A 25665-nucleotide genomic window follows, 5' to 3' on the forward strand; every position below is an offset into this window, starting at 1 on the left:
CGAGTAGCCCACCCGCCCCCACAGCCTCATCCTGCCGACAGCTCTGTCCTTCTCATCACCCGATCCGAAACGGAGACCCGCATGGCCACCGAAGAGACCCTCGTCCTCGTCAAGCCCGACGGCGTCGCGCGCGGCCTGACCGGCGCGATCCTCGCCCGCATCGAGGCGAAGGGGTACGCGCTGGTCGACATCCGGCTGGTCGAGCCCGACCGCGAGACGCTGGAGCGGCACTACGCCGAGCACGAGGGAAAGCCCTTCTACGAGCCGCTGCTCGAGTTCATGATGTCCGGTCCCTCCGTCGCCATCCGCCTGGCCGGCAATCGCGTCATCGAGGGGTTCCGTTCGCTCGCAGGCACGACCGATCCCACGACGGCGGCACCGGGGACCATCCGCGGCGACTTCGGCCGCGACTGGGGCCTCAAGGTGCAGCAGAACCTGGTGCACGGTTCCGACAGCCCCGACTCCGCGGCGCGCGAGCTCGGGATCTGGTTCGCCTGACCGGTTCGACGGCTGACCGCCTGGAGGCTCCGGCGGTCAGCCGAAGAGCGTCTGCCAGATGTTGACGACGGCGTCCATCTCGAGCTGCGCCAGCAGCAGGATGATCGCGAAGCTCACGATCGTCGCGAGCGGCACCCACGCCATGAGGCGATCGGCGGCGTGGCGCACGCGCTCCGGCACCGGCACCATGCCCGCGCGCAGCAGGTGCAGCGTGACAGCGTAGAACGTCGGAATCGTGACCGACCACGTGACCATGCACCACGGGCAGAGCGTGTGCAGGTCGTAGATGCTCTGGCTGATCAGCCAGAGCACGAGGCCGAACGCGAACGCGATCCCGGCCCAGAAGCACCACCAGAACCAGGGCGCGAAACGCGCACCGGCAAGGATCGCCATTCCGACCACGATCGGTGCGACCCAGCCGGCGAGCCCGACGATGGGGTTCGGGAAACCGAAGAGGCTGCCCTGCCACGAGTCCAGGTTCTTGGTGCACTGGACGAGCACGCTCAGGTCGCACGAGGCGATCGCGTTCGGATTCGCGAGGGCGTGGAGCTTCTCGATCGTGAGCGAGAACGCCGCCCACCACCCGATGACTCCCGCGATCACGAGCCAGATGGCGAATCCCGTGGGACGGGCGTGGGTCTGCTGCTCGGGCATGACTCGGATTATGGCATCGAGAACTGCACGGATGCCGCACCCGCCGCGGCACGGAATCGCGAGGCTGCGGCGCGGGCGACGCCTTCGCGCGCCGCGAATGGGCATTCTGGCGGGGGAAGTGCGATAATGGGGGTCGATGACTCACGGCCGCGTCGTGACGATCATCACCAGAAGACTTCAGGGCGACGAATGCCCTTGGCAGCGCGAGCATCCGCCTAGCGCCGGATATCCGCTGCAGACCGAGTGAGTTCGCGGCACCGCCCCCGTCCGGAGGGGCATGGGCGGCGCCGCACGAGATTTCGCCGGGCGACGCGCGGTGTCGCCCCGCTAGGAGTACGCCAGTGATGGCTGATGGAAACGATGCCGAATTCACCCCTCAGACCGAACCCGACGCGCCGCTGACACCAGCCGGCGACGCAGGGACGCTCGCTCCTGAGGCGGGTCACTCGGGCGAGGACTCCTCACCCGAGGCCGCGGAGCACCCTTCCGCGGAGCCCGAGAACCCGCGGGACGAGCCCCAGGAACAGGCTGAGGAGCCGGACGGCCCTCGCGAGGACGCCGTGGCAGCGGTCGCCGACCAGGAGCCCGATGACGCCGCAGCAGCGGTCGCCGACCCGGAGCCCGAGGGCGACGTGGCGGAGAACGCCGCGCCCGAGCCGGACCCGACGGCCCCCGCTGACCCCGAAGCCGGCGCCGCGCCGGAGCCGGAGGCTCCCTCGGAGCCCGCGCTTCCCACCGCGGTGAGCCTCGGACTGCTGCCGGAGGAGTTCGTGTCGGCCGTCTCGACGCAGCTCGTCTTCTACGCACCCGAGATCGCACCGCTTCCCGCGCGGGCCGGGCGCCCGCCGGAGGAGGACGAGCCCGAGGCCTCCGCATCTGCGAGCAGCTCTCGCCGCCGCAGCCGCCGCCGCGGCGGAGAGGGCCGGGACGAGGCATCCGCTCCTTCCGAGCAGGCACCGCCTCAGCCTCGCCAGCGCGCGGTCGAGCTCATCACCGAGCCGCAGCGCATCAAGGGTTCGACACGCCTCGAGGCGAAGAAGCAGCGTCGCCGTGATGGCCGCGAAGCCGGACGCCGCCGCGCGGTCGTGACCGAGGCGGAGTTCCTCGCGCGTCGCGAGTCCGTCGACCGCGTCATGATCGTGCGCTCGCGCAACGGGCGCGTGCAGATCGCGGTGCAGGAGGACAACGTGCTCGTCGAGCACTACGTGGCCCGCAACCAGGACGCGTCACTGATCGGCAACGTGTACCTCGGGCGTGTCCAGAACGTGCTCCCGAGCATGGAGGCCGCGTTCGTCGACATCGGCCGCGGCCGCAACGCCGTGCTGTACTCCGGCGAGGTCGACTGGGACGCCGTCGAGACCGGCAACCAGCCGCGCCGCATCGAGCTCGCCCTCAAGACGGGCGACCGCGTGCTGGTGCAGGTGACGAAGGATCCGGTCGGCCACAAGGGCGCCCGTCTCACGAGCCAGATCTCGCTCCCCGGCCGCTACCTCGTGTACGTGCCCGGCGGCGCCATGAACGGCATCTCGCGCAAGCTGCCCGACACCGAGCGGGCGCGTCTGAAGAAGATCCTCAAGGAGGTGCTGCCGGAGTCGTCCGGCGTCATCGTCCGCACCGCTGCCGAGGGTGCCACCGAGGACCAGCTCACGCGCGACGTGCAGCGCCTCACGAACCAGTGGGAGCACATCTCGAAGCAGATCGAGACGATCCAGGCGCCTGCCCTGCTGCACTCCGAGCCGGATCTGCTGGTCAAGATCGTGCGCGACGTCTTCAACGAGGACTTCTCGAAGATGCTCATCCAGGGCGAGGATGCGCACCACACGATCTCCAAGTACCTCGAGTCCGTCGCCCCGGACCTGCTCGACCGCGTCGAGCGCTACGAGAGCGACCAGGACCCGTTCGATGCGTTCCGAGTCACCGAGCAGATCGAGAAGGCCCTGGACCGGAAGGTCTGGCTGCCCTCCGGCGGTTCGCTGGTCATCGACCGCACCGAGGCCATGACGGTCGTCGACGTCAACACCGGGAAGTTCGTCGGCTCCGGCGGCAACCTCGAAGAGACCGTCACCAAGAACAACCTCGAGGCGGCCGAAGAGATCGTCCGCCAGCTGCGCCTGCGCGACATCGGCGGCATCATCGTCGTGGACTTCATCGACATGGTGCTCGAGTCCAACCGCGACCTCGTGCTGCGCCGTCTCGTCGAATGCCTCAGCCGGGACCGCACCAAGCACCAGGTGGCAGAGGTCACCTCGCTCGGCCTCGTCCAGATGACGCGCAAGAAGCTGGGCCTGGGTCTGCTGGAGACCTTCAGCGAGGCGTGCGAGGTCTGCGCCGGCCGCGGCGTGATCGTGCACCACGACCCCGTGGTCAAGCACCGCGTGGCCACGGCCGGCGCCCCGGCATCGGGACGTCGCCCCCGCGGCGGCGCGCCGGCTCCGGCAACGGGAGGGTCGAACGGCACCCACGTCATCACGGAGGGCGTCAAGTCGGCGCTCGCGCAGATCGCGGCATCCACGATCCACCACAACGACGAGCCCGCCGTCGCCGAACCGGAGCCGGTCGTCGAGCGGGCGGCCGCCGAGCGTCCCAAGAAGCAGCGCAAGAAGCGTCAGGAATCGGGCGCGAAGAAGGAGAGCCGGACCGAGAAGGACCTGCTCCTGGACTCGGTGCTGAACGCGCTCCCGGAGCCCAAGGCCCCCGGTCAGGGACGCGCGCGCCGTCGCGTGACCACCGCGGCGCTGACGGGCACTCCGGTGCCTCACACGCCTGCCGAGGACTGAGAGCCCGCGCCCCGGTCCGGCCGTCGCCGGTCCGGGGCGCTTCCCTCTGTCGCGGCATCCCACCGATCGCTAGGGTGGGCGCCAGGGCGGGGAACGGGGACGCCATGGCGCGCTACGTGTTCGTCACGTGGGACGGCGGCGGGAATCGCATGCCCACCATCGCGATCGCCCGCGCTCTCGTGGAGCGCGGCCACGAGGTGCGCATTCTCGGCCACGACTCGCAGGCAGCCTCGTACCGCGCTGCCGGGCTGAGGTTCACCGCCTTCGCGAGCGCACCCGGCTTCGTGCTCGACCCGCGACCCGCCGGGATGCTCCGGCTCTTCACCGACCCCGGACTCGCCGACGACACGCTGTCGCAGCTCGCCGCCGATCCGGCGGACGTCGTCGTCGTCGACTGCATGCTGCTGGCCGTCGCGGACGTCCTCGACCGGATGGAGCAGACCTTCGTCCTGCTGGAGCACACCATGCATGGCTTCCTGGCGCCGGGCTTCCGGGTGCTCGGGCCCCTGGTGTGGCCCCGCGACGTGCGTGTCGGCCGGCCCCGCAAGCATGCGGCCCCGATCCTCGTGGCCTCCGTTCCCGGTCTCACCGCGCCGTTCCCGCCCCCACCGGAGCTGTCGGCCGTCCGCGGAGCGATCGTGTACGCGGGCGCGATGACGCCTGCGGTCGCCGCCGCACCGATGGAGCCGACGGTGGCGGTGAGCCTCAGCACCTTCCGTTTCACCGACCTGGTGGCGACGTGGCGGCGGGTGCTCACCGCCGTCGACGGGCTCGACGCGCGCGTCGTGGCGACACTCGGACCGGCGATGACGGCGGGGGAGGTGGCGGTGCCGGCCGGCGTGGAGGTTCACCAGTGGATGCCGCATGAAGAGGTGTTCGCGCGAGCGTCCCTGGTCATCGGGCACGGCGGACACGGGACGACGCTGGCGGCGCTCGCCCACGGCGTTCCCGTACTGGTGCTGCCGCTGGACGCGACCTCGGATCAGCCGCGCATGGGGCGCGCCGTCGCGCGGGCGGGCGTCGGCGCCACGATGTCGCGCCGGTCGCAACCCGCGCTCATCCGTCGGGCCGTCGAGGACGCCCTCGCCGACGACCGGATGCACGCTCGTGCGAAGCGCCTGGGAGCAGCGATCCGTACGTGGGACGGACCCGGCCGCGCGGCGGATGTGCTCGAGCTGTCGGCATCCGTCGCGCGGTGAAGGATCAATGCCGGTCGCGCGCCCGCACCCTCAGGCCGGAGGCGATCAGGCGCCTGACCAGCTCGTGCCCGGTGACGTGCTGCGCGCCGGCGGCGACCAGCCGTGCGTGCGCCTCTTCGGGCACGTCGTAGTGATCCAGGTCGAAACCACGGCGGGGGATCCCGTTCGCGGCGGCGAACTCGTGGAGCTCCTCGAGGTCGGAGTCGGTCACCAGATGCGCCCACAGCCGGCCGTGCGCCGGCCAGCGAGGATCATCGATCAGGATCGCCACGTGCAGATCCTACGGGGACAGCCGACACGACGGCGGCGTGCTTTCGCGGAGTCATCGCTCATCTGATAAAGTAGACCCTTGGTGCGTCGAGATTTCCGCGCCGACTCTTTGATGACATCCTGAGCGCGTGCGCTCCCAGAAGAAACAGGTGTGAAGTGGTTTACGCAGTTGTGCGCGCCGGAGGCCGGCAGGAGAAGGTCGAGGTCGGCACGATCGTCGTCCTCGATCGCCAGGCCGCCAAGGTCGGCGACAAGATCGAGCTCCCCGCGGTGCTCTTCGTCGACGGCGATGCCGTCACGACGGACGCGGACAAGCTCGCGAAGGTCACCGTCACCGCCGAGGTGCTCGGTGAGGAGCGCGGCCCGAAGATCGTGATCCAGAAGTTCAAGAACAAGACCGGTTACAAGAAGCGCCAGGGGCACCGTCAGGACCTCACGCGCGTCAAGGTCACCGGCATCAAGTAAGTCCAGGAAGAGACGCAGAGATGGCACACAAAAAGGGCGCAAGCTCCACCCGCAACGGTCGTGACTCCAACGCTCAGCGACTGGGCGTGAAGCGCTTCGGCGGCCAGAAGGTCCTCGCCGGCGAGATCATCGTCCGTCAGCGCGGCACCCACTTCCACCCCGGCGCCAACGTCGGTCGCGGTGGCGACGACACGCTGTTCGCCCTCGCCCCCGGCGCGGTCGAGTTCGGTCAGAAGGGCGGCCGCAAGGTCGTCAACATCGTGGCGGTCGCGCAGTAGCCTACGACAGGCTCACACACCGCGAGAGCGGTGCAGAATTCCGGAAGGGGCGGGCTTCGGCTCGCCCTTTTCCCTTTACCGCTCGCCCGTCCGTCGGGAAGCATCCACACCTCAGGGGGACCGCATGGTCACGTTCGTCGACCGAGTGACGCTTCACCTGCGCGCCGGCAAGGGCGGCAACGGCTGCGTGTCGGTCAAGCGCGAGAAGTTCAAGCCGCTCGCCGGTCCCGACGGCGGCAACGGCGGTCACGGCGGTGATGTCGTGCTGGTCGCCGACCCGCAGGTGACGACGCTGCTGTCGTACCATCACTCCCCTCATCGATCCGCGGGCAACGGCGGCTTCGGCATGGGCGACCATCGCTCCGGAGCGGCGGGCGAGTCGCTCGAGCTTCCCGTGCCGGTGGGCACGGTCGTCAAGGCCGAATCCGGCGAGACGCTCGTCGACCTGATCGAGCCCGGCATGCGCTTCGTGGCCGCTCCCGGCGGCCTGGGCGGGCTGGGCAACGCCGCACTCGCGAACCCGAAGCGCAAGGCGCCGGGCTTCGCGCTCCTCGGCACCCCCGGCTGGGAGGGCGACGTCCTCCTCGAACTGAAGACCGTCGCCGACGTCGCACTCGTGGGCTTCCCCTCGGCCGGCAAGTCGAGCCTGATCGCCGCGATCTCCGCGGCCCGCCCCAAGATCGCCGACTACCCGTTCACCACGCTGCACCCGAACCTCGGCGTCGTCCAGGCGGGGGAGCAGCGGTTCACGGTCGCCGACGTGCCCGGTCTCATCGAGGGCGCGAGCGAGGGCAAGGGTCTGGGGCTCGAGTTCCTGCGTCACGTCGAGCGGTGCACGGCTCTGGTGCACGTCCTCGACTGCGCCACGCTCGAACCTGGCCGCGACCCGCTCAGCGACCTCGAGGTCATCATGGCCGAGCTGGCGGCCTATCCCGTTCCGGAGGGGCAGATCCCGCTGCTGGAGCGCCCGCAGCTCATCGCCCTGAACAAGGTGGATGTGCCGGAGGCGAAGGACCTCGCCGACCTGGTGCGCCCCGATCTCGAGGCACGCGGATTCCGCGTGTTCGAGATCTCCACCGTGAGCCACGAGGGACTGCGACAGCTCACCTTCGCCCTGGGCGACATCGTCGCGAAGCATCGCGCCGAGCTGGCCGCCGCACCTGCACCCGAGCGGATCGTCATCAGGCCCCGGGGCTCGCAGAAGGAGTTCTCGGTGCGCGTCGAAGGCGGCACGTACGGCAACATCTACCGCATCCTCGGCGACAAGCCGCTGAAGTGGGTGCAGCAGACCGACTTCCAGAACGAAGAGGCGGTGGGCTACCTCGGCGACCGGCTGGAGAAGCTGGGCGTCGAGCTCGAGCTGTTCCGAGCGGGCGCCACACCGGGCGCCACCGTCGTCATCGGCGAGGGCGACGGCATCGTGTTCGACTGGGAGCCGTCGATCTCGTCGAACGCGGAGCTGATGGCCGCACCGCGCGGCACCGACCCGCGCCTGCTGCGCGACACCCGCCGCACCACGTCGGAGCGCCGTGAGAAGTACCACGACATGATGGACGCGAAGGCCGAGGCCCGCGCCGAGCTCGAGGCGGAGCGCGTCGCCGAGCGCTATCGAAACGAGGAGGACGCCGAGTGAGCGCGCGCGAGCGCCGCGACATCCCGGCAGCTCGCCGGGTCGTCGTCAAGGTCGGCTCGTCCTCGATCAGCGGCGACAGCGCCCACAAGATCGCGCCGCTCGTCGACGCCCTGGCCGCCGCCCACGCGCGCGGCACCGAGGTCGTCCTGGTCTCGTCGGGCGCCATCGCGACCGGCATGCCGTATCTGCTGCTCGACGAGCGCCCGAGCGACCTCGCGACGCAGCAGGCGGCGGCGGCGGTGGGTCAGAACGTGCTCATCTACCGGTACCAGGACGCGCTGCGTCCGTTCCGCATCGTCGCCGGCCAGGTGCTGCTGACGGCGGGTGACCTCGAGAACCCCATGCACCGGTCGAACGCCCGCCGTGCCATGGAGCGCCTTCTCGGCCTGCGGATCCTCCCGATCGTCAACGAGAACGACACCGTCGCGACACACGAGATCCGGTTCGGCGACAACGACCGCCTCGCCGCGCTCGTGGCGCAGCTGATCGGCGCCGACGCGCTGGTGCTGCTGAGCGACATCGAATGCCTCTACACCCGTCCGCCGGACGAGCCCGGCGCCCGGCCGATCCCGCACGTGACGTACGGCGACGATCTGCACGGCTTCGAGTTCGGCTCTGTCGTCGTCAACAGCGTGGGCACCGGAGGTGCCGCCACCAAGGTGTCGGCGGCGCGGCTGGCTGCGGCATCCGGAATCGGCGTGCTCGTCACCAGTGCCGATCTCGTCGGCGAAGCCCTCTCGGGCGACGAGATCGGCACCTGGTTCCAGCCGAACCCGGAGCCCGCGGCGCCTGCCGCGACGGGTCCGGTCCGCACGGCGGTCGATACACTGGGCGGATGACCACCACCGCCACGACGGCACGGGAACGGATGCTGCTCGCCAAGGATGCGGCGCGCAGCATCGGCCTGCTCGGGGACGATGCCAAGCGCGATGCGCTGCTCGCGATCGCCGACGCGATCGAGGCGGCAGCTTCCGAGATCGTCGCGGCCAACGCCGAGGATCTTCGCCGCGGCAGCGAGAGCGGGCTCTCCACAGCCCTGCAGGACCGGCTGCGTCTCGACGAACCGCGGGTGGCAGCTCTTGCCGCCGCCGTGCGCGAGATCGCCGGGCTGCCCGATCCGGTCGGCCGCGTCCTCGACGAGCGCACCCTCGCCAACGGCGTGTCGCTCACAAAGGTGTCGGTGCCGTTCGGCGTCGTGGGCTCCATCTACGAGGCCCGCCCCAACGTCACGGTCGACATCGCCGCCCTGGCGCTGCGCTCGGGCAATGCCGTGGTCCTGCGCGGCGGCACGGCCGCCGAGCACACCAACGCGGCGCTCGTGCGGGCGATGCGCGGCGCGCTGGCCGACCGCGGCATCGACCCGGAGGCCATCCAGACCGTCGACGAGTTCGGACGCGAGGGGGCGCGCGAACTGATGCACGCCCGCGGTGTCGTGGACGTGCTGGTTCCCCGCGGCAGCGCCCAGCTCATCGAGACCGTCGTCACGGAGTCGTCGGTGCCGGTCATCGAGACCGGCGCCGGTGTGGTCCACATCGTGCTCGACGAGACCGCACCGCTCGACTGGGCACGCGACATCGTCGTGAACGCCAAGACGCAGCGTCCGAGCGTGTGCAACGCCGTCGAGACGGTGCTCGTCCACCGGGCCGCCGCCGACCGCCTGGTCGGGCCCGTGGTGTCGGCGCTGCAGCAGAACGGCGTCACCGTCCACGGCGACGCCAGCGTCGAGCGGCTCGCCGCGGGAATCGTCCCAGCGACGGACGAGGACTGGGCGACCGAGTACCTCAGCCTCGACCTGGCGATGCGCGTCGTCGACGACCTGGATGAGGCGCTCGCGCACATCCGCAGGTATTCGACCCACCACACCGAGTCGATCGTGACCCAGGATGCCGCCAACGAAGCCCGCTTCCTCGCCGAGGTCGATTCGGCCGTCGTGATGACCAATACCTCGACGCGCTTCACCGACGGCGGCGAGTTCGGCTTCGGCGCCGAGGTCGGCATCTCCACGCAGAAGCTGCACGCTCGAGGGCCGATGGGGCTCGCCGAGCTCACCAGCTCGAAGTGGCTCGCGCGAGGCGCCGGGCAGGTCCGCGCGTAACGGAATAGACTTGACCCGTCCCGCGTCCCCGCGGCGAACCCGAACGGAGCCCGAATGACACTCGCCACGATCATCGCCCTTGCTGCGGAGGAGTCCGAGCACCACGGCAACGTCGCCCTCGAGACGGTCGGGTACGGCCTCACCGCGATCGTGGTCTTCGCCGCATTGGCGCTCGTGACGCTGTCGTACCGCAACGTGGCGAACCGCCACGCGCACAAGGCGGACGCGTATGCCAAGGCCCACGCGAACGACGTACAGCGAGCGGGGCACGGTCACTGAGGTTCTCTGCATGTCGGTGACGACAGCTCCCAGAGTGGGGGTGATGGGCGGCACGTTCGACCCCGTCCATCACGGGCACCTGGTGGCTGCCAGCGAAGTCGCACAGTGGTTCGACCTCGATGAGGTCGTCTTCGTGCCGACCGGTGAACCGTGGCAGAAGGCCGACGTGTCGCCGAGCGAGCATCGTTATCTGATGACCGTCATCGCCACGGCATCCAACCCCCGCTTCACGGTCAGCCGCGTCGACATCGACCGCGACGGCCCCACGTACACCATCGACACGCTCCGCGATCTGAAGGCCCAGCGCCCGGACGCGGAGCTGTTCTTCATCACCGGCGCGGACGCCATAGCGCAAATTCTCAGTTGGAGAGACCATGATGAGTTGTGGGACCTCGCCCACTTCGTCGCCGTCTCCCGGCCCGGACACGTTCTGAACACCGACGGTCTGCCCAGCGAGGACGTCAGCCAGCTCGAGATCCCCGCCCTTTCGATCTCGTCGACGGACTGCCGCGATCGAGTTCAGCGAGGTCATCCCGTGTGGTACCTCGTCCCCGACGGGGTCGTCCAATACATTGCGAAGCATCATCTCTACCGGAGCAAGGAATGAGTACACCCGAGCACCCGGCAACGCCAGCCCTCACCCGTAAGCAGATCCGCGAACTGCGGAACACGGGATCCACTCCCGTGATCACTGCAACCCCCGCGTCCGACGACCCCGTCGAGACCCCGGCCCCCTCCGTCGAGCCCTCACCGGCCGACGCCGTCGTCGCTCCGCCGCCTGTCACCGGTGAGCCTGTCACCGGCGCCCCCTTCACGGCATCGCCGTTCTCGGCAGCGCCCATCAGCGCGGCACCCGTCAGCGCGGCTCCGTTCCCGCGACCCGCCGAACCCGCACCGGTCGCGCCCGCTCCGGTGCCCGACTCCGCGGTCGACCTCGGAGTCTCTCCGCTGACGCGCCGGCAGGCACGCCAGCAGGAGCGCATCCGGACCGCGTCGGTGCCCGTCATCACCCCCGAGGTGGTCGCGGCCCATGCGGCGGCGTCGTCCGGTGCGGTGCCGTCGTTCGGCTTCCCCGCCGCGCCCCCGCCTGCTGCGCCGCTCCGCGAGACGGGCAGCCCTCTGGTGAACGCACCGGCGGATGACTCGCAGGTCACGACCGACAGCGGGATGCACGCCCTGTTCGGCCTGCCGCGCGAATCTGCGCCGGAAGCGGTCGAACCGGCGCAGCGCTGGGATCAGCCGACGCCCTCGGCGCCGACCGCCGTCCCCGCTTTCACCGCCGCGACGGCGGCTCCGGAGGTCGACGACGAGCAAGAGGACGAGCCGTTCTCCGGTGTCTTCGGCGCCGCCGGCCGGCAGACCGTCGAGGAGCCCGCAGCCGCGCCGAAGGCGGTCAGTCCGCTGCTCGGCGCCGGCCTCCTCGAGGATGCGCCCGTCCACGCGGAGCCGACGGCCGTCGAGTTCCCGCCGTCGTTCGACCAGCTGCTGTCGCGCACGACGGGATCCATCGCGATCCCGAACACGCTGATCGTCTCCCAGGCGCCGGAAGTCTCCCCGCTCGTGGCTCCGGTCACGGCGACCGGCGAGGTCATCGTCACCGGCACGTTCAACCTGCCCGAGGGACTCGGTTCCACCGGCCGCGCGAAGGGCACGGCAGACGGCAAGGAGATCGACGCAACGCTCGTCGACGGCGAGCTGCCGTCGCACTCGTCGCCGACGCCGATCGCCGCCAGCGCCGCCGTGAGCACGGTCAAGACCCCCGGCGAAGTCATCAAGCCCCCCACTCCCGAGAAGGGCGGCAAGCTCATGATGTCGCTCGCCATCACGGCGGGCGTGCTCGCCCTCGCACTGGTCGGAGTACTCATCCTCGCCTTCGTGACAGGAGTCTTCTGATGGTCGCGAGTCCGCAGTCCCATGACATGCTCCAGATCGCCGCAGCGGCGGCGGACGCGAAGGGCGGCGAGGATCTCGTCGCCCTCGACGTGTCGGAGCCGCTCCCGCTGGTGGACATCTTCCTGCTCGTCACCGGGCGCAGTGAGCGCAACGTCGCGGCGATCGCCGACGAGATCGAAGACAGGCTCCTCGAGGCCGGTCACAAGCGCCTGCGACGCGAGGGCCGGCAGGAGTCGCGCTGGGTGCTGATCGACTTCGGCGACCTGGTGGTGCACGTCTTCCACGAGGAGGAGCGCATCTACTACGGGCTCGAGCGGCTCTGGAAGGACTGCCCTGTGGTGCCGGTCGAACTGCCCACTCCGGCCGCCGCCGAGGACTGATCCTGGTTCGGAGCACGGCTCGGAATGTTGTAAGCTTGACGAGTTGCCTCGCGGGAGCGAGAGCAGCGTCAGGGCCTGTGGCGCAGCTGGTAGCGCACCTGCATGGCATGCAGGGGGTCAGGGGTTCGAGTCCCCTCAGGTCCACCGAGATAGGCCGCCCGATCAGGGCGGCCTTTCGGTTTTCCCGACCACGTGTGCCGTCGCCGTGACACCGATCCGGCGTGGTCATCCCCGCATCCGCGGGTCCTGTGTCGGATCCGCGTACGGCGAGGGACAGCCGCCTCGCACCGCGTCCGGGCGCAGTTCGAAGTGCCAGGACTCGTTGCTGTACGTCTGACAGAGCCCGTACGCCGCGCCATGCGTGGACATCCAGGCGACCGCGTCGAAGGAGCCGATGTCGACAGCTTCCCCGGCGACGTGGGCCGAGGTGGCGGCCGTGGCCACCCATCTGGCGGCTTCGGCCTTCGACCCGTAGTCGGACACCGCATCCTGAAGGAGCTGGTCCTGGTACTCGGGGGATCGCCACCCGCTGTTCACATGGATCACGACGCCCTCGCGCGCCGCGTCCTCAGCCGCGCGACGCAGCGCATCGCCCAACTCCCCGGAGAGGCGCGCGATGCCGGGGTAGGCGTCGTCGAACACCGAGACGCCGTCGGGAAGGATGCCGTCCTCTTCGGTGACGACGCCGTCGGCCACGACTTCGGCGCCCCGTGCCGGCTCGACCGGGCCGGGCTCCTGCGGAAGGCTGCTTCCCGGAACGGATCGGTCGGCACCCGCCGCGGACTGGTGGAGCGCCGCGCCGACGGACACCGCGCACGCGATGACCAGGGCGAGGATCAGTCCCCACAGCGCGACGGAAGGCTTCAGGCGTGCGGAAGCAGTTCGATTCATGCTCCCACCCCACACGCGCGCGCGTTGCGAGGCGGTATGGATTTTCCGATAGGTGGACGATATGCGCCGCCTCGTACGATCAGAGCATGCGCGTGCTGGTCGTGGAAGATGAACCCCTGATGGCTGAAGCGATCCGCGACGGTCTGCGCCTGGAGGCGATCGCGGCGGACATCGCGGGCGACGGCCACATCGCACTCGAACTGCTGAGCATCAACGGCTACGACATCGCAGTGCTCGACCGTGACATCCCAGGCCCATCGGGCGACGAGGTCGCCGCGCACATCGTCGCCTCGGGCAGCGGCATCCCGATCCTCATGCTCACGGCTGCCGACCGCATCGACGACAAGGCCACGGGCTTCGGTGTGGGCGCCGACGACTACCTGACGAAGCCGTTCGATCTGCAGGAGCTCGTGCTGCGACTGCGCGCACTCGATCGCCGCCGCGCCCACAGCCGACCACCGGTGCGAGAGCTCGCGGGGCTGCGGCTGGATCCGTTCCGACGCGAGGTCTATCGCGACCACCGCTACATCGCGCTCACCCGCAAGCAGTTCGCGGTGCTCGAGGTGCTGATGGCAGCGGAGGGCGGCGTCGTCAGCGCAGAGGACCTGCTGGAGCGCGCGTGGGACGAGAACGCGGACCCGTTCACCAACGCCGTGCGCATCACGGTGTCGGCGCTGCGCAAGCGCCTCGGCGAGCCGTGGGTCATCGCCACCGTGCCAGGCGTCGGCTACCGCATCGACGCGGATGGGAGTGCCGGCGGTGAGTAGGGAGCCCGGGCTGAGCGTGCGGCTCAAGCTGACCCTCAGCTACGCGGGGTTCCTGATGATCGCGGGCGCGGTGCTGCTCGGGATCGTCTGGGTCTTCCTCCTGCGCTACGTCCCCAATGGGCCGATCACCGGCCCGGGTCCTTTCGTCCCGAACCGCGGCGACCTCATCCGCGCCTTCGCGCCGGCGGCCGTCTGGGCGCTGCTCTTCCTCCTCGCGTTCGGGCTGCTGGGCGGATGGTTCCTCGCCGGACGGATGCTGGCGCCCCTGCGACGGATCACCGAGGCGACCCGGCTGGCCGCAGAGGGCTCCCTTTCGCATCGGATCGAGCTCGAGGGCGCCGACGATGAGTTCCGCGAGCTGGCGGACAGCTTCGATGCGATGCTCGCGCGGCTGGAGTCCCACGTCGCGGAGCAGCGCCGGTTCGCCGCCAACGCCTCCCACGAGCTGCGCACGCCGCTGGCGATCACCCGAACGCTGCTGGATGTCGCGCGCAACGATCCCGATCGTGACGTCGACGAACTGATCGAGCGCCTGCGCATCGTGAACACCCGCGCGATCGGCCTCACCGAGGCGCTCTTGGTGCTGAGCCGGGCGGATCAGCGCTCGTTCACGCGCGAGCCGGTGGACCTGTCGCTCTTCGCCGAGGAGGCCGCGGAGGCGCTCCTGCCACTCGCGGAGGCGCGTGGGACGACGCTGCGCACTCTCGGCGGGGTGACGCCCGCGTCCGGTTCGCCCGCGCTGTTGCGGCAGCTGGTGTCGAACCTCATGCACAACGCGATCGTCCACAACCTGCCCGCCGACGGCACTGTCGACATCGTCACGTCGGTGCAGCCCGACGCCGCCGAGATCGTGGTGGAGAACACGGGGGAGAAGCTCAGCCCGCCGGTCGTCTCCACGCTGGCCGAGCCGTTCCAGCGGGGGAGCGAACGCATCCGCACCGACGACCACGCCGGCGTGGGTCTGGGCCTGGCCATCGTCCGCAGCATCGCGCAGGCGCACGGCGGGACCCTCGACCTCGCCGCGCGCACCGACGGGGGTCTGCGCGTCACGGTGCGCCTCCCGCGCCCCGCGGACTGAGCACGGCGATCCACCCATTGCGCGCCTTCGCCCCGTCGGCGAAGGTGGGACGCATGAGCGCAGTCACCCCCTTCCTCTGGTTCGATGACAGCGCCGAAGAGGCGGTCACGTTCTACACCGCGCTCATCCCCGACTCGGAGGTGGTGAGCATCGATCGCTATCCCGACGAGGTTCCCGGCATGGGCGGAAAGGTCATGCACGTGCACTTCCGGCTCGGGGGGCGCGACTACTACGGAATGGATGCCGGACCCCAGTTCCCTTTCACCGAGGCGTTCTCGCTGTATGTGCCGTGTCGTGACCAGGCTGAGGTCGACCGCTACTGGGACGCCCTGACGGCGGACGGCGGGCAGGAGCAGCCCTGCGGGTGGCTCAAGGACCGCTGGGGCCTGTCGTGGCAGATCATCCCCGACCGGCTGGTCGAGCTGATCCGCCATCGAGACCCCGAGATCGCACACCGCGCCGTGCAGGCGATGCTCCGGATGCGGCGCATCGACCTCGCCATCCTCGAGGCCGCCGTGGCGGACGGATGAGCCGCGCGGGGCGGGCGATCGGATGCCTCCTCCTGGTGCTGATGACGGCCGCCGGCTGCAGCGTCTCCACGCCGCGGCCGGCGCCTTCTGCAGAGGCACCGACGGTGGGACCGAGTTCATCACCCGGGGTGGACACCTGGTGGCGGGTCGCAGACGTGACCGGCACCCTGGCGTCCGGCCTCGCCGCACCGTGGTCGGTCGTCCCGCTCCCCGGCGGAGGCGCCCTCATCTCGCAGCGCGATGACGGCGCGGTGCTCGAACTCACGGCGGACGGAGACCTTCGCGAGGCAGGCGTCGTGCCCGGCGTCGTGTCGGGCGGAGAATCCGGGCTCCACGGGCTCGCGCTGCTCTCGACCGGCGAGACACCGATGCTGTACGCCTACTTCGGCGCCGCAGACGACAATCGCGTGACACGGATGCCGCTGCGCGGCGCACCGGGATCCTTCGAGCTCGGCGAGTCCGAGGTCGTGCTGGACGGCATCCCACGCGCAAGCACCCACGATGGAGGCCGCCTGGCATTCGGCCCGGACGGGTATCTGTACGTGACGACGGGCGATGCGCAGCAGCGTGACGCCGCCCAGGACCCCGACGCCCTGGGCGGCAAGATCCTGCGCCTCACCGCCGACGGCGAACCGGCGCCGGGCAATCCCTGGGGGACGCGGATCTGGTCTCTGGGACATCGCAACGTCCAGGGCATCGCGTGGACGGCCGACGGCGCGATGTGGGCGAGCGAGTTCGGTCAGGACACGTGGGACGAGGTGAATCGCATCGAGCCGGGCGCGAACTACGGCTGGCCGGTGGTCGAGGGCGTCGCCGATCGTGAGGGGTTCGTCGATCCGGTGGCACAGTGGGCCACGAGCGACGCCAGCCCCAGCGGTATCGCCGCCGTCGGCGACACGGTGTTCGTCGCGGGGCTGCGCGGCGAGCGGCTCTGGCAGCTCGACACCCGTGAAGGGACCATCGTCGACGAGCCGGTCGCGGCGCTGTCGGGCGAGTACGGGCGTCTCCGCGATGTCGTCGCGGTGCCCGACGGCTCCCTGTGGCTGCTCACGAACAACACCGACGGCCGCGGCACCCCGCGATCCGGCGATGACCGCCTGCTGCGGGTGGCGCTGGATCCGGCGGCGTGACACAGACGCCGGGCGGCGCGAGCACCGGCTACGGTGAGAGCGTGAGCTCGCAGCCCCGCTGTCCGCATTGCCGTCACTTCGTGTATCTCGACACCCTGCGGTGTCCGAACTGCGAGGCCGAGATCGGCTACCACCTCCCGACGCGCGAGTTCGTGGGGCTGCGCAACGGTCAGGCCGACGTCGACGGCGAGACCTGGTACACCTGTTCGAACCGCGAGTGGGCGTGCAACTGGCTCGTGTGGGCGAACGCGCCCGCCGGCCGGTGCTTCTCGTGCCGGCTGACCCGCCGCCAGCCGGCGGGCAACGACACCGTCGCCCTCGAGAAGCTGGCCAAGACAGAAGAGGCGAAGCGTCGGCTGATCCTCCAGCTCGCCGACCTCGGGCTGCCGATCGTCGGCTGGGACGTCAAGGACGGCGGTCTCGGATTCGACCTCATCTCGAGCCTGTCCGACGGCAAGCCCGTGACCATCGGGCACTCCCACGGCATCATCACGATCGACCTCGCCGAGAGCCTCGACGACCGGCGCGAGGCGCTGCGCGTGCGCCTGGGCGAGCCCTATCGGACGATCCTCGGTCATCTCCGCCATGAGGTCGGCCACTACTTCCAGAATGTGCTGCTCACCGACGACGAGCTCTGGGACCGCTGCCGCGACCTGTTCGGTGACGAGCGCACGAGCTACCGCGACGCCCTGAAGCGCCACTACAAGCTGGGTGCGCCGTCCGACTGGAGCCAGTCGTTCATCTCGGAGTACGCCACGATGCACCCCTGGGAGGACTTCGCCGAGACGTTCGCCCACTACCTCCACATCACCGGCACCCTCCAGACCGCGGCGGTCATCGGCATCCATCTGGATGCGTCCGTCACGAATCTCCGCGACACGGATGTCGTGCCCCTCGCGTCGTACGAGCGCGAGCCGATCCAGCGCCTGCTCACCGACTGGGAGTGGCTGTCGCAGGGATTCAACCGCATCAACCGCTCGATGGGCTTCGGCGACCTGTATCCGTTCACGATCGTGACGCCGGTGCGGCACAAACTGGCGTTCGTCCACGACATCGTCACGCGGGCGCCGCTCAGCGCGGGAGAGCAGTACTCGCTCGCGCTGGCGACGGAGACCGAGCGATCATGACCACGTTCGCGCGGGGGCAGCGCGTGATCGGCGCGGCGACGCACTACGTCGAGAACCAGCCGCCCTGGCGTGTGGACGTGGACGAGTATGCCCTCAACGCGCCGCTGGGGGAGGCTGTGCGCGCGTTCGGCGGCGACTGGGCAGAGAGGGGCCTGCGCGAAGCCGGGGGAGTCGTCGGCTCGGGCTCGTTCCAGCGCGACGCGGAGCTGGCGAACATCCACACCCCGGTCGCGTACCCGCACGACCGTTGGGGCTACCGCCTGGACGAGGTGGAGTACGACCCCTCCTACCACCGCGTCATCGGCGAAGCCGTGGCCCGGGGAGCGCACACGTCGGCCTGGGCCGAACCGCGGCCGGGCGCGCACGTGGCGCGCGCCGCCATGTTCATGCTCTTCGCACAGGTGGAACCCGGGCACGCCTGCCCGGTCTCGATGACCCACGCGGCTGTGGCCTCGATCGAGGGCTCGCCCTGGATCGCCGACGCGTGGCTGCCGCGCCTGTACTCGCGCGACTACGAGCCGCGTCTGATCGTGACGGGCGAGAAGACGAGTGCACTCATCGGCATGGCGATGACCGAGAAGCAGGGCGGATCCGACGTGCGTGCGGGCACGACGGTCGGCGAGTCCATGGGCGGTCACGCGTACCAGCTCACCGGCCACAAATGGTTCTGCTCGGCGCCGATGTCGGACGGATTCCTCGTGCTGGCGCACACCCGCAGCGGCGGGGTCGACGAGGGGCTGACATGTCTGTTCGTGCCCCGCGTCCTGCCGCACGGCATGCGGAACGTGTTCCGCATCCAGCGGCTGAAGGACAAGCTCGGCAACCGCTCCAACGCCTCGGCGGAGGTCGAATTCGACGGCACGGTCGGATTCCTCGTCGGCGAGCCGGGCCGGGGAGTGCGCACCATCATCGAGATGGTGCAGCGCACGCGCCTCGACTGCGTGCTCGGCACCGCGGCGGGAATGCGGCAGTCGCTCGCCGAGGCGCTCTGGCACGCCCGCGGGCGTGAGGCGTTCGGCGCGCTGCTGGTGGACCAGCCTGCGATGACCGGCGTGCTCGCCGACCTGTCGCTCGAGTACGAAGCGGCTATGCTCACCGGCATGCGCCTGGCGCAGCTGTTCGAGGCGGACGCTTCCGACCGCGACGTGGCACTCCGGCGGCTCGCGACGCCGGTGTCGAAGTACTGGGTGTGCAAGCGAGGGCCGCATCATGCGTACGAGGCGCTGGAGTGCCTCGGGGGAAACGGCTACACCGAGTCGTTCCCGCTCGCCCGGCGCTATCGCGAGCAGCCGGTCATGGCGATCTGGGAGGGCTCGGGCAACGTCATCGCGCTGGACGTGCTGCGGGCGCTCACACGCGACCGCGAATCGGGTGAGGCTTTCGCGGACGAGCTGGGGCGCACATCCGGCGCTTCCGCCGACCTCGATCGTCATGTCGCGCGCACGCTGATGCTGCTGCAGCAGCTGACCACGGACCCCGACGAAGCGGCATCCCAGGCCCGGCGTCTCAGCGAAGACCTCGCGCTCGCCTTCCAGGCGTCGCTCATGCTCCGCCACGCACCGGGCCGCGACGCCGAGGCCTTCATCGCCGCGCGTCTCGGCGACGAACGCGGGGCGCAGTACGGCGTGCTTCCCCGGGGAACGGATGCCGCGGCCATCGTCGCGCGGCACTGACCCGGCCCGCACGTCCTGTCGTTCCCAGAACCCTTGCACCCGGCGCGCCTAGGCTTGGCGGATGACTTCTGCGCCGCGCCTCGCCCTGTTCGCGGCCGTCGTGGCGCTCGCAGCGATGTGCACGTCGTGCGCGTCGGGCGCCGAAGTGCAGCAGCCGTCGCATTCTTCCACCGCAGAGGTACAGCCCGAGCCGACCCCGACGCCGACACCGACGTCCGAGCCGGCCGAAGCGGCCGTCGAGGCGATGTCGCTGCGCGAGCGGGCCGCCAGCGTCGTGATGGGCCACATCCCGACCACCGACGCCGGCGCTCTGCACGCGTACATGGAGACGTCCGGTATCGGCGGCTTCCTGCTGATGGGGGCGAACATCCCTGCGGATGAGGCGGCTCTCCAGACGATCACCGCGGCGCTGACGGTGGATCCGGCGCGGCCGCCGCTGGTCGCGATCGATCAAGAGGGTGGCGACGTGTCCCGACTTCCGTGGGACCCCTTTCCGGCGCCGCTCGATCTGCAGCAGGCCGATCCGTCGGCAGCCGAGGCGGCGTTCGCAGGTCGGGCGGACCTCGTGCGAGAGGCGGGCATTCCCGTGAACTTCGGGATCGTCGCCGATGTCACGGCCGACCCGGGCTCGTTCATCCACCGGCGCGTGCTCGGAACGACTCCCGACGCCGCGTCTGCCCGTGTGGCGGCAGCCGTGCGGGGCGAGGAAGGCACGGTGTTCTCGACGCTCAAGCACTTCCCCGGGCACGGCGCGGCGCCCGGTGACTCGCACACGGCGATCCCGTCGACCGCCCTGCCCCTCGATCAGTGGCGCGCGGCGGATGCGCTGCCGTTCGAGGCGGGCATCGACGCGGGCGCCGAGCTGCTGATGTTCGGACACCTCGCCTACACCGCTGTCGATCCCGCGCCGGCGAGCCTGTCGCCGGAGTGGCACCGGATCGCCCGGGAGGAGCTCGGATTCGGCGGCGTGAGCATCACCGACGACCTGGGGATGCTGCAGGGTTCTGGCCAGGCGCCGTACGCCGATCCGGTGGCCAACGCCGTTGCCGCCCTCGCCGCGGGCAACGACATGGTCCTGACGGTGGTCTACTCGACGCCCGAGACGGCGCCGCGGATCGTCGACGGCATCGTCGCCGCGGTGGAGTCCGGCGTGCTGCCGGCGGATCGGCTCGACGAGGCCGCCGTGCGGGTGATGGAGCTCCGGCTCGCCGTCGCAGAGGCGGGCGCGGGGGATCTGCCCTGCACGACGTGCGCCCCCGCCGAATGAGTCAGGCGGCGGCGACGTCGATCAGTCGCCGGCGCACTGCGGTCCCGCGGTCGGCGAATGTGCGCTGGGCGCGCACGTACTCGGCCTTGCCCTCAGCCGTCTCGATGGGGACGGCGTCGTAGCCCCACTCGGCGAGGTCGTACGGCGAGGCGCGCATGTCGAGCACGCGGATGTCGCGGGCGAGCTCGAACGCGTCGAGGAGCAGTTCGCCCGGCACCAGCGGCCCGAGCTTCACGGCCCACTTGTACAGATCCATCCCGGCGTGAAGACAGCCCGGCTGCTCGAGCGCCGCCTGCCGCTCGCGGGTCGGCGTCTCGCGATTGCGCGGCGCGGCCTCGGGGGTGAAGAAGCGGAAGGCATCGAAGTGCGTACAGCGCAGCTCGGCGGCCTCGACGACGGCATCCGTCGCGTGCTGACCGAGGCGCAGCGGCACGGGATGCCGGTGCTCCTGCTGCCGATAGACCATCGCCCACTCGTGCAGACCGAAGCAGCCGAAGCCGGGAGCGCGGTCGGCAGTGGCACGGAGGATCCTTGAGACGTTCGCGATGAGGGCGCCGCGCTCGGCGCGGAAGCCGTCGCCGTCGACAGCGAGCGACCCCGATGCGGTGCCCGCGCGGTACCAGCGCCATCCGGCTCGCGCGTCGGCCGCGGCGTCCGTCAGCTCCAGGCCTTCGCCGGGATGCCAGCGATGCAGCACCGACGGCTTGTACGAGTAGTACGTGAACAGGAAGTCCTCGACGGGGTGCGTCTCACCGTGCGCCGCCCGCTCCCGGCGGCCCTGCGTCAGCGCGCGGGCACGGTTCTCGTGTGCCGCCGCGCGGGCACGCCACACGTCACCGGTGAGCACCGGGACGGGAGCGGGCGCGATCGTCACCGTTCGAGGATACGCGGACCCCCTCGCGAGCCCCCACTGCGAAGATCAGGACTCGACCGGCTCGATGAGCTCGGGGGAGTTGTTGCGGACGTTGCCCACGGCCTTCGAGACCGCGTGGTCCTCGAGGGTGTCGGCCAGTGCCGGGGCTGCGTCGATGGCCGCATCCAGCACATCGCGGACGTTGTCGGTGGTCGGATCGAGCCACGCATCGGCGTGATCGGGGTCGAGGAACAGCGGCATGCGGTCGTGGATGGAGCCGAGGTGCCCGATGGAGTCCCGGGTGAGGATGGTGAAGCTCAGCAGCCACCGCTCGGGATCGTCGTCGCCCTTCGTCTTGTCGCGCCACCATTCGTAGAGCCCGGCGAGGAACAGCGGCTCACCGTCAGCCGGGTGGATGAAATGCGGCGTCTTGGCGCCGTCGACGTTCTTCCACTCGTAGTAGCCGGATGTCGGCACCACCGCACGCCGCTTCTCGAGCGCGCCGCGGAACATCGGCTTGTCCTCGAGCTCTTCGGCCCGGGCGTTGAAGGCACGCGCGCCGATCTTCGTGTCTTTCGCCCACGAGGGGATCAACCCCCAGCGCGCCGCCTCCAGCCGCCTGGTCGGCGGCTCGGTCTTGGCCGAGTCCAGCACGATCGCCGCGCGATCGGTGGGTGCCACGTTGAAGGACGGGGCCGGCAGGTCGTCGCCCTCGACATCGACGCGCAGCACCCCGACGAGTTCGGGACCGGCACTGGCCACTACGAAACGTCCGCACATGCGCCCAGCCTACGCGCGGGGTCCGACGTCACACCGTGGCGGTACCCGTGCTCCCCAGCACGCCCACGTCCTCGAGCCGCTCCAGGAGGCCGGCACCGTCGTTGTCGGTGACCCACGGCACCTCGGCCGCCGCGTGGTCGTTGACCGCGGTGCGGCCGCCGGCGAGGACGGCTTCGGCAGGGGAGAGGCGGCGGATGGCGACGGCGACCACTCGAGACGGATGCTCGTCGGTGAACGTCGTGTAGATGTCGTCGTCGTGCTGGCCGTCGTCGCCGATCAGCAGCCAGCGCACGCCCGGGAACTCGTCGGCGAGACGTCGCAGGTTCGACAGCTTGTGGGCCTTGCCGCTGCGGAACCAGCGGTCGTGGGTGGGACCCCAGTCGGTGAGCAGCAGTGATCCGGGCGGGAAGACGTGCCGGCTCAGGAACCGCATCAGCGTCGGGGCGATGTTCCAGGCGCCGGTCGACAGATAGATGAGCGGTGCCCCGGGGTTCTCGCGCACGACGCGTTCCATCAGCACGGCCATGCCGGGGACCGGCTGGCGCGCGTGCTCGTCGACGACGAAGGAGTTCCAGGCGGCGAGGAGGGGGCGCGGGATGGCGGTCACCATCACGGTGTCGTCGACATCCGACACGATGCCGAACCGGACGTCGGGCGCCACCACGAACGCGCGGGTCTCGACCGGCTCGCCGCCTTCGACGGACATCGTGAACGTCTGCCAGCCCGGCTCCAGCGCTGCCGGCAGCCGCGTATCGATCACGCCGCCGCGGTCGGCGACCACGACGTGCTCGATCCCGGCGATGGTGACGGTGATCTGCGCGTAGCCGATCGGCACCGCAACGAAGCTGCGCCAGCCGCGCACTCCGGCATACTCGCCGCCCTCGGAGACCTTCGCGGGGGGCACGATCATGGCGCGGCCGAGCACGCGGACCCACCCGGGACCGCCGTAGCCCGGGAACGGGGTCACCGTGGGCTTCTGGCCCCGTCGCCGCGCCCGCCGTTCCCGCCAGGAGTGGAACCGGTACTCCAGGCGAGCGAGCCACAGGATCTTGGCGCGCACGGGCTGGGGGTCGGTCTGAGGCATCCGCTCAGTCTTTCATGTCCGCCACGGACGCTTCGTCAGGGCCGTCGTGGTCGAGGTGCTTCCGCTCCGCCCGCTCGATGACCTTCTTGCTGAGGAACACGAGCACGAGGAAGAGGACGATGACGCCGACGAAGATGTAGCCCGCGTAGTGGAGCTGGTCGGCGAGTTCGCGGTACGTGCCGGCTGCGAGAGCCGCCACCGAGATGTAGAGCGTCGACCACACGACGCACGCCGGAATGGTCCATGCGAGGAACCGCCGGTACGGGTACCCGCTCATGCCCACCGTGAGCGGCACCAGCGAGTGGAGCACCGGAAGGAACCGTGAGATGAAGATCGCCGGACCCCCACGGCGACGGAGGTATCTCTCCGACCGCTCCCAGTTGGCCTCGCCGATGCGACGACCCAGGCGTGAGTGCTGGATCTTCGGGCCGAGGAACCGGCCGAGCCCGAAGCCGATGCTTTCGCCGATGACGGCGCCGATCACCACCGCGACACCGAGCAGCACGCCCTCGAGAGGGGAGGCGACGGCCGTCGCGGCGACGATGACGACGGTGTCGCCGGGCACCACGAGCCCCACGAGGACGCTGGTCTCGAGCATGATGGCGAAGCCCGCGAGAAGGGTCCTGAGCACCGGGTCGACGCTCTGCACGGCGTCGAGCAGCCAGGTGAGGAACTCGTTCACGCCACGAGCCTAGAGGCCGCCGCGCGCCTCTAACCTGGGAACATGTCGGACACCGTCGCCACCGCGTGCATCGCGCAGTGGGCGGATCCGGCAGCCGTCTTCGCCACCCTGTTCGCGCATGAACCGCACGTCTTCTGGCTGGATGCCGGACCCGGCGCGCGCGAGGGCTGGAGCTGGATGGGCACGGGCTCTCCCGACGATCCCGCGCGCGCGACGGCGACGGTGTGCACGGGCGGGTCTGCCGGCGCTGCGCACTCGGGCGAGGCGGCGTTCCGCGGCGGCTGGGTCGGCTGGAGCGCATACGACGACGCCGCCGCCCGCGCCGGCGCACCCTCGTCCCGCGACGCCGACGGTGTGCCGCAGGACCTCTGGCTGCGGGTCGATCGCCTCGTGGCGTTCGATCATGGCGCGCAGCGCGTCCACGTCTTCGGCTCCTCCGTCGACGTGCCGCGGGTCGTGGCTGCCGTCGCCGGCGTCTTGCCGGCACCTCCGCCGATGCCGGCACCCGCGGGTGCGCCGGCGCGGTCGCGTCACGCGCCGGAGGAGTACGCGGCCCTGATCGAGCGCTGTCGCGACGCGATCCGCAAGGGGGACGCGTACCAGCTGTGCCTCACGACGCGGTTCGAGGTCGAGGCATCCGTCGATCCCGTCGCGGTGTACGCACGCCTGCGGGAGGCGACGCCGGCGCACCACGGGGGGATCGTGCGCTCGGGACGGACCGCGCTCCTGAGTGCGAGCCCCGAGCGATTCCTCGACGTCGCACCCGGCCCGGACGGCGCCGCGGTCGTGCGGACCCGGCCGATCAAGGGCACCCGGCCGCGCGGCGGCGATCCCGCGACCGACGCCGCACTCGCGGACGAGCTGCGCGCGAGCGACAAGGAGCGCGCGGAGAACGTCATGATCGTCGACCTGATGCGCAACGACCTCTCGCGCGTGTGCCTGCCGGGCACCGTCGGAGTCGACGCGCTCCTCGAGGTGGAGTCGTATCCGGCCGTGCATCAGCTGGTCAGCACCGTGTCGGGCCGGCTGGTCCCCGCGACGACCGTGGGCGATCTGCTGGACGCGACGTTCCCGGCCGGCTCGATGACGGGAGCGCCCAAACTGTCGGCGATGACCATCCTGCACAGCCTCGAGGGCGCGCCGCGCGGGGTGTTCTCGGGGTGCTTCGGCTGGATCGGCGACGACGGCGGGCTCGACCTCGCGATGGTGATCCGATCGATCGTCGTCCGCGAAGACAGCGCCTATGTCGGCGCCGGCGGCGGTATCACCTGGCGATCGGATGCCGCGGCCGAGGTCGCGGAGGTCGGCATCAAGGCACGCGCGCCGCTCGCCGCGCTGGGCGCCGCACTGCCGCCGGGCTGGTGAAGCCGCCCTTCCGCTAA

General features: G+C 70.6%; 27 protein-coding genes and 1 tRNA gene. 21 read left to right on the top strand and 7 right to left on the bottom strand.

Going from position 1 to position 25665, the window contains the following annotated elements; translation table 11 throughout:
- Positions 1 to 81 precede the first annotated feature (81 nt).
- Positions 82 to 498, top strand: a complete 417-nt coding sequence (gene ndk / locus ACI3KY_RS05690) for a nucleoside-diphosphate kinase (RefSeq protein WP_404929235.1) — start codon at positions 82 to 84, stop codon at positions 496 to 498.
- Between the two features lie 36 nt (positions 499 to 534).
- Here the strand turns inward: ndk and ACI3KY_RS05695 are convergent, their stop codons facing one another.
- The gene (locus tag ACI3KY_RS05695; protein ID WP_404929236.1) at positions 535 to 1152 is read right to left on the bottom strand and encodes a vitamin K epoxide reductase family protein; all 618 of its coding nucleotides are present in this window, start codon (positions 1150 to 1152) and stop codon (positions 535 to 537) included.
- 344 nt (positions 1153 to 1496) lie between these two features.
- On the opposite strand from ACI3KY_RS05695, the gene ACI3KY_RS05700 reads away from it, so the two are divergent.
- Together ACI3KY_RS05700 and ACI3KY_RS05705 are read left to right on the top strand one after the other, a co-directional pair.
- Positions 1497 to 3929 (top strand): Rne/Rng family ribonuclease, encoded by a 2433-nt coding sequence (locus tag ACI3KY_RS05700; RefSeq protein ID WP_404929237.1) that lies wholly within the window; start codon positions 1497 to 1499, stop codon positions 3927 to 3929.
- Between the two features lie 104 nt (positions 3930 to 4033).
- Positions 4034 to 5128, top strand: a complete 1095-nt coding sequence (locus ACI3KY_RS05705) for a glycosyltransferase (protein ID WP_404929238.1) — start codon at positions 4034 to 4036, stop codon at positions 5126 to 5128.
- A 4-nt stretch (positions 5129 to 5132) separates the two neighbouring features.
- Here the strand turns inward: ACI3KY_RS05705 and ACI3KY_RS05710 are convergent, their stop codons facing one another.
- Positions 5133 to 5399 carry a DUF4031 domain-containing protein gene (locus tag ACI3KY_RS05710; protein ID WP_404929239.1) on the bottom strand — a complete coding sequence of 89 codons (267 nt, stop codon included), beginning with the start codon at positions 5397 to 5399 and terminating at the stop codon, positions 5133 to 5135.
- A 155-nt stretch (positions 5400 to 5554) separates the two neighbouring features.
- On the opposite strand from ACI3KY_RS05710, the gene rplU reads away from it, so the two are divergent.
- The 10 genes from rplU to ACI3KY_RS05760 all read left to right on the top strand — a co-directional run bounded on the left by rplU (position 5555) and on the right by ACI3KY_RS05760 (position 12565).
- Positions 5555 to 5863, top strand: a complete 309-nt coding sequence (gene rplU / locus ACI3KY_RS05715; RefSeq protein ID WP_141894409.1) for a 50S ribosomal protein L21 — start codon at positions 5555 to 5557, stop codon at positions 5861 to 5863.
- A 20-nt stretch (positions 5864 to 5883) separates the two neighbouring features.
- Entirely contained in the window at positions 5884 to 6141 is a 258-nt protein-coding gene (gene rpmA, locus ACI3KY_RS05720) for a 50S ribosomal protein L27 (RefSeq protein WP_194415290.1), read from the top strand.
- 124 nt (positions 6142 to 6265) lie between these two features.
- The gene (gene obgE / locus ACI3KY_RS05725; RefSeq protein ID WP_404929240.1) at positions 6266 to 7774 is read left to right on the top strand and encodes a GTPase ObgE; all 1509 of its coding nucleotides are present in this window, start codon (positions 6266 to 6268) and stop codon (positions 7772 to 7774) included.
- Positions 7771 to 8613, top strand: coding sequence for a glutamate 5-kinase (gene proB / locus ACI3KY_RS05730; protein ID WP_404929241.1), 843 nt, complete (start codon positions 7771 to 7773; stop codon positions 8611 to 8613). The genes obgE and proB overlap by 4 nt, the downstream gene beginning before the upstream one ends.
- A complete protein-coding gene (locus tag ACI3KY_RS05735; protein ID WP_404929242.1) occupies positions 8610 to 9869 on the top strand; it encodes a glutamate-5-semialdehyde dehydrogenase in 1260 nt (419 codons plus the stop codon). The genes proB and ACI3KY_RS05735 overlap by 4 nt, the downstream gene beginning before the upstream one ends.
- A gap of 54 nt (positions 9870 to 9923) precedes the next feature.
- Positions 9924 to 10148: a hypothetical protein gene (locus ACI3KY_RS05740; protein ID WP_404929243.1), complete on the top strand. Its 225-nt coding sequence runs from the start codon at positions 9924 to 9926 to the stop codon at positions 10146 to 10148.
- 10 nt (positions 10149 to 10158) lie between these two features.
- Positions 10159 to 10755: a nicotinate-nucleotide adenylyltransferase gene (nadD, locus tag ACI3KY_RS05745; protein WP_194415295.1), complete on the top strand. Its 597-nt coding sequence runs from the start codon at positions 10159 to 10161 to the stop codon at positions 10753 to 10755.
- A gap of 77 nt (positions 10756 to 10832) precedes the next feature.
- A complete protein-coding gene (locus ACI3KY_RS05750) occupies positions 10833 to 12041 on the top strand; it encodes a hypothetical protein (protein ID WP_404929244.1) in 1209 nt (402 codons plus the stop codon).
- Positions 12041 to 12421, top strand: coding sequence for a ribosome silencing factor (rsfS, locus tag ACI3KY_RS05755; RefSeq protein ID WP_404929245.1), 381 nt, complete (start codon positions 12041 to 12043; stop codon positions 12419 to 12421). Before ACI3KY_RS05750 ends, rsfS begins: the two co-directional genes overlap by 1 nt.
- Positions 12422 to 12492: 71 nt before the next feature.
- A tRNA-Ala gene (locus ACI3KY_RS05760) sits at positions 12493 to 12565 on the top strand.
- Positions 12566 to 12646: 81 nt separating this feature from the next.
- Here the strand turns inward: ACI3KY_RS05760 and ACI3KY_RS05765 are convergent.
- Complete coding sequence (locus tag ACI3KY_RS05765) at positions 12647 to 13312, bottom strand: M15 family metallopeptidase (protein ID WP_404929246.1); 666 nt, start codon at positions 13310 to 13312, stop codon at positions 12647 to 12649.
- Positions 13313 to 13398: 86 nt separating this feature from the next.
- On the opposite strand from ACI3KY_RS05765, the gene ACI3KY_RS05770 reads away from it, so the two are divergent.
- The 7 genes from ACI3KY_RS05770 (at position 13399) to ACI3KY_RS05800 (ending at position 20884) form a co-directional block, all read left to right on the top strand.
- On the top strand, positions 13399 to 14079 hold the full coding sequence (locus ACI3KY_RS05770) for a response regulator transcription factor (protein ID WP_404929247.1): 681 nt from the start codon (positions 13399 to 13401) through the stop codon (positions 14077 to 14079).
- Entirely contained in the window at positions 14072 to 15157 is a 1086-nt protein-coding gene (locus ACI3KY_RS05775) for a sensor histidine kinase (RefSeq protein ID WP_404929248.1), read from the top strand. The genes ACI3KY_RS05770 and ACI3KY_RS05775 overlap by 8 nt, the downstream gene beginning before the upstream one ends.
- A gap of 53 nt (positions 15158 to 15210) precedes the next feature.
- Positions 15211 to 15687 carry a VOC family protein gene (locus tag ACI3KY_RS05780; RefSeq protein WP_404929249.1) on the top strand — a complete coding sequence of 159 codons (477 nt, stop codon included), beginning with the start codon at positions 15211 to 15213 and terminating at the stop codon, positions 15685 to 15687.
- Positions 15684 to 16817, top strand: a complete 1134-nt coding sequence (locus ACI3KY_RS05785) for a PQQ-dependent sugar dehydrogenase (RefSeq protein WP_404929250.1) — start codon at positions 15684 to 15686, stop codon at positions 16815 to 16817. Before ACI3KY_RS05780 ends, ACI3KY_RS05785 begins: the two co-directional genes overlap by 4 nt.
- Positions 16818 to 16858: 41 nt before the next feature.
- Positions 16859 to 17944: a putative zinc-binding metallopeptidase gene (locus ACI3KY_RS05790; RefSeq protein ID WP_404929251.1), complete on the top strand. Its 1086-nt coding sequence runs from the start codon at positions 16859 to 16861 to the stop codon at positions 17942 to 17944.
- Positions 17941 to 19617: an acyl-CoA dehydrogenase family protein gene (locus tag ACI3KY_RS05795; RefSeq protein ID WP_404929252.1), complete on the top strand. Its 1677-nt coding sequence runs from the start codon at positions 17941 to 17943 to the stop codon at positions 19615 to 19617. Before ACI3KY_RS05790 ends, ACI3KY_RS05795 begins: the two co-directional genes overlap by 4 nt.
- A gap of 61 nt (positions 19618 to 19678) precedes the next feature.
- On the top strand, positions 19679 to 20884 hold the full coding sequence (locus ACI3KY_RS05800) for a glycoside hydrolase family 3 N-terminal domain-containing protein (RefSeq protein WP_404929253.1): 1206 nt from the start codon (positions 19679 to 19681) through the stop codon (positions 20882 to 20884).
- Between the two features lies 1 nt (position 20885).
- Here the strand turns inward: ACI3KY_RS05800 and ACI3KY_RS05805 are convergent, their stop codons facing one another.
- The 4 genes from ACI3KY_RS05805 to ACI3KY_RS05820 are packed head-to-tail and all read right to left on the bottom strand — an operon-like array spanning position 20886 to position 24283.
- Positions 20886 to 21758 (bottom strand): 3-methyladenine DNA glycosylase, encoded by an 873-nt coding sequence (locus tag ACI3KY_RS05805; RefSeq protein WP_404929254.1) that lies wholly within the window; start codon positions 21756 to 21758, stop codon positions 20886 to 20888.
- A gap of 45 nt (positions 21759 to 21803) precedes the next feature.
- Positions 21804 to 22517 carry an SOS response-associated peptidase gene (locus ACI3KY_RS05810; protein ID WP_404929255.1) on the bottom strand — a complete coding sequence of 238 codons (714 nt, stop codon included), beginning with the start codon at positions 22515 to 22517 and terminating at the stop codon, positions 21804 to 21806.
- A 28-nt stretch (positions 22518 to 22545) separates the two neighbouring features.
- A complete protein-coding gene (locus tag ACI3KY_RS05815) occupies positions 22546 to 23601 on the bottom strand; it encodes an App1 family protein (RefSeq protein WP_404929256.1) in 1056 nt (351 codons plus the stop codon).
- Between the two features lie 4 nt (positions 23602 to 23605).
- The gene (locus ACI3KY_RS05820; RefSeq protein ID WP_404929257.1) at positions 23606 to 24283 is read right to left on the bottom strand and encodes a DedA family protein; all 678 of its coding nucleotides are present in this window, start codon (positions 24281 to 24283) and stop codon (positions 23606 to 23608) included.
- Between the two features lie 42 nt (positions 24284 to 24325).
- On the opposite strand from ACI3KY_RS05820, the gene ACI3KY_RS05825 reads away from it, so the two are divergent.
- Positions 24326 to 25648 (top strand): anthranilate synthase component I family protein, encoded by a 1323-nt coding sequence (locus ACI3KY_RS05825; protein WP_404929258.1) that lies wholly within the window; start codon positions 24326 to 24328, stop codon positions 25646 to 25648.
- Positions 25649 to 25665 lie beyond the last annotated feature (17 nt).

The sequence above is a fragment of the Microbacterium sp. ZW T2_14 genome (genome assembly GCF_044987405.1).
GTDB lineage: Bacteria > Actinomycetota > Actinomycetes > Actinomycetales > Microbacteriaceae > Microbacterium.

What these genes read in the sequence shown, in the direction of transcription:
- ACI3KY_RS05795 (WP_404929252.1), top strand. Translation starts at nt 17,941, where the DNA reads ATGACCACGTTCGCGCGGGGGCAGCGCGTGATCGGCGCGGCGACGCAC.
- obgE (WP_404929240.1), top strand. Translation starts at nt 6,266, where the DNA reads ATGGTCACGTTCGTCGACCGAGTGACGCTTCACCTGCGCGCCGGCAAG.
- ACI3KY_RS05770 (WP_404929247.1), top strand. Translation starts at nt 13,399, where the DNA reads ATGCGCGTGCTGGTCGTGGAAGATGAACCCCTGATGGCTGAAGCGATC.
- ACI3KY_RS05780 (WP_404929249.1), top strand. Translation starts at nt 15,211, where the DNA reads ATGAGCGCAGTCACCCCCTTCCTCTGGTTCGATGACAGCGCCGAAGAG.
- ACI3KY_RS05735 (WP_404929242.1), top strand. Translation starts at nt 8,610, where the DNA reads ATGACCACCACCGCCACGACGGCACGGGAACGGATGCTGCTCGCCAAG.
- ACI3KY_RS05695 (WP_404929236.1), bottom strand. Translation starts at nt 1,152, where the DNA reads ATGCCCGAGCAGCAGACCCACGCCCGTCCCACGGGATTCGCCATCTGG.
- rsfS (WP_404929245.1), top strand. Translation starts at nt 12,041, where the DNA reads ATGGTCGCGAGTCCGCAGTCCCATGACATGCTCCAGATCGCCGCAGCG.
- ndk (WP_404929235.1), top strand. Translation starts at nt 82, where the DNA reads ATGGCCACCGAAGAGACCCTCGTCCTCGTCAAGCCCGACGGCGTCGCG.
- ACI3KY_RS05705 (WP_404929238.1), top strand. Translation starts at nt 4,034, where the DNA reads ATGGCGCGCTACGTGTTCGTCACGTGGGACGGCGGCGGGAATCGCATG.
- ACI3KY_RS05740 (WP_404929243.1), top strand. Translation starts at nt 9,924, where the DNA reads ATGACACTCGCCACGATCATCGCCCTTGCTGCGGAGGAGTCCGAGCAC.
- ACI3KY_RS05700 (WP_404929237.1), top strand. Translation starts at nt 1,497, where the DNA reads ATGGCTGATGGAAACGATGCCGAATTCACCCCTCAGACCGAACCCGAC.
- ACI3KY_RS05785 (WP_404929250.1), top strand. Translation starts at nt 15,684, where the DNA reads ATGAGCCGCGCGGGGCGGGCGATCGGATGCCTCCTCCTGGTGCTGATG.
- nadD (WP_194415295.1), top strand. Translation starts at nt 10,159, where the DNA reads ATGTCGGTGACGACAGCTCCCAGAGTGGGGGTGATGGGCGGCACGTTC.
- ACI3KY_RS05815 (WP_404929256.1), bottom strand. Translation starts at nt 23,601, where the DNA reads ATGCCTCAGACCGACCCCCAGCCCGTGCGCGCCAAGATCCTGTGGCTC.
- ACI3KY_RS05765 (WP_404929246.1), bottom strand. Translation starts at nt 13,312, where the DNA reads ATGAATCGAACTGCTTCCGCACGCCTGAAGCCTTCCGTCGCGCTGTGG.
- rpmA (WP_194415290.1), top strand. Translation starts at nt 5,884, where the DNA reads ATGGCACACAAAAAGGGCGCAAGCTCCACCCGCAACGGTCGTGACTCC.
- ACI3KY_RS05800 (WP_404929253.1), top strand. Translation starts at nt 19,679, where the DNA reads ATGACTTCTGCGCCGCGCCTCGCCCTGTTCGCGGCCGTCGTGGCGCTC.
- ACI3KY_RS05825 (WP_404929258.1), top strand. Translation starts at nt 24,326, where the DNA reads ATGTCGGACACCGTCGCCACCGCGTGCATCGCGCAGTGGGCGGATCCG.
- ACI3KY_RS05810 (WP_404929255.1), bottom strand. Translation starts at nt 22,517, where the DNA reads ATGTGCGGACGTTTCGTAGTGGCCAGTGCCGGTCCCGAACTCGTCGGG.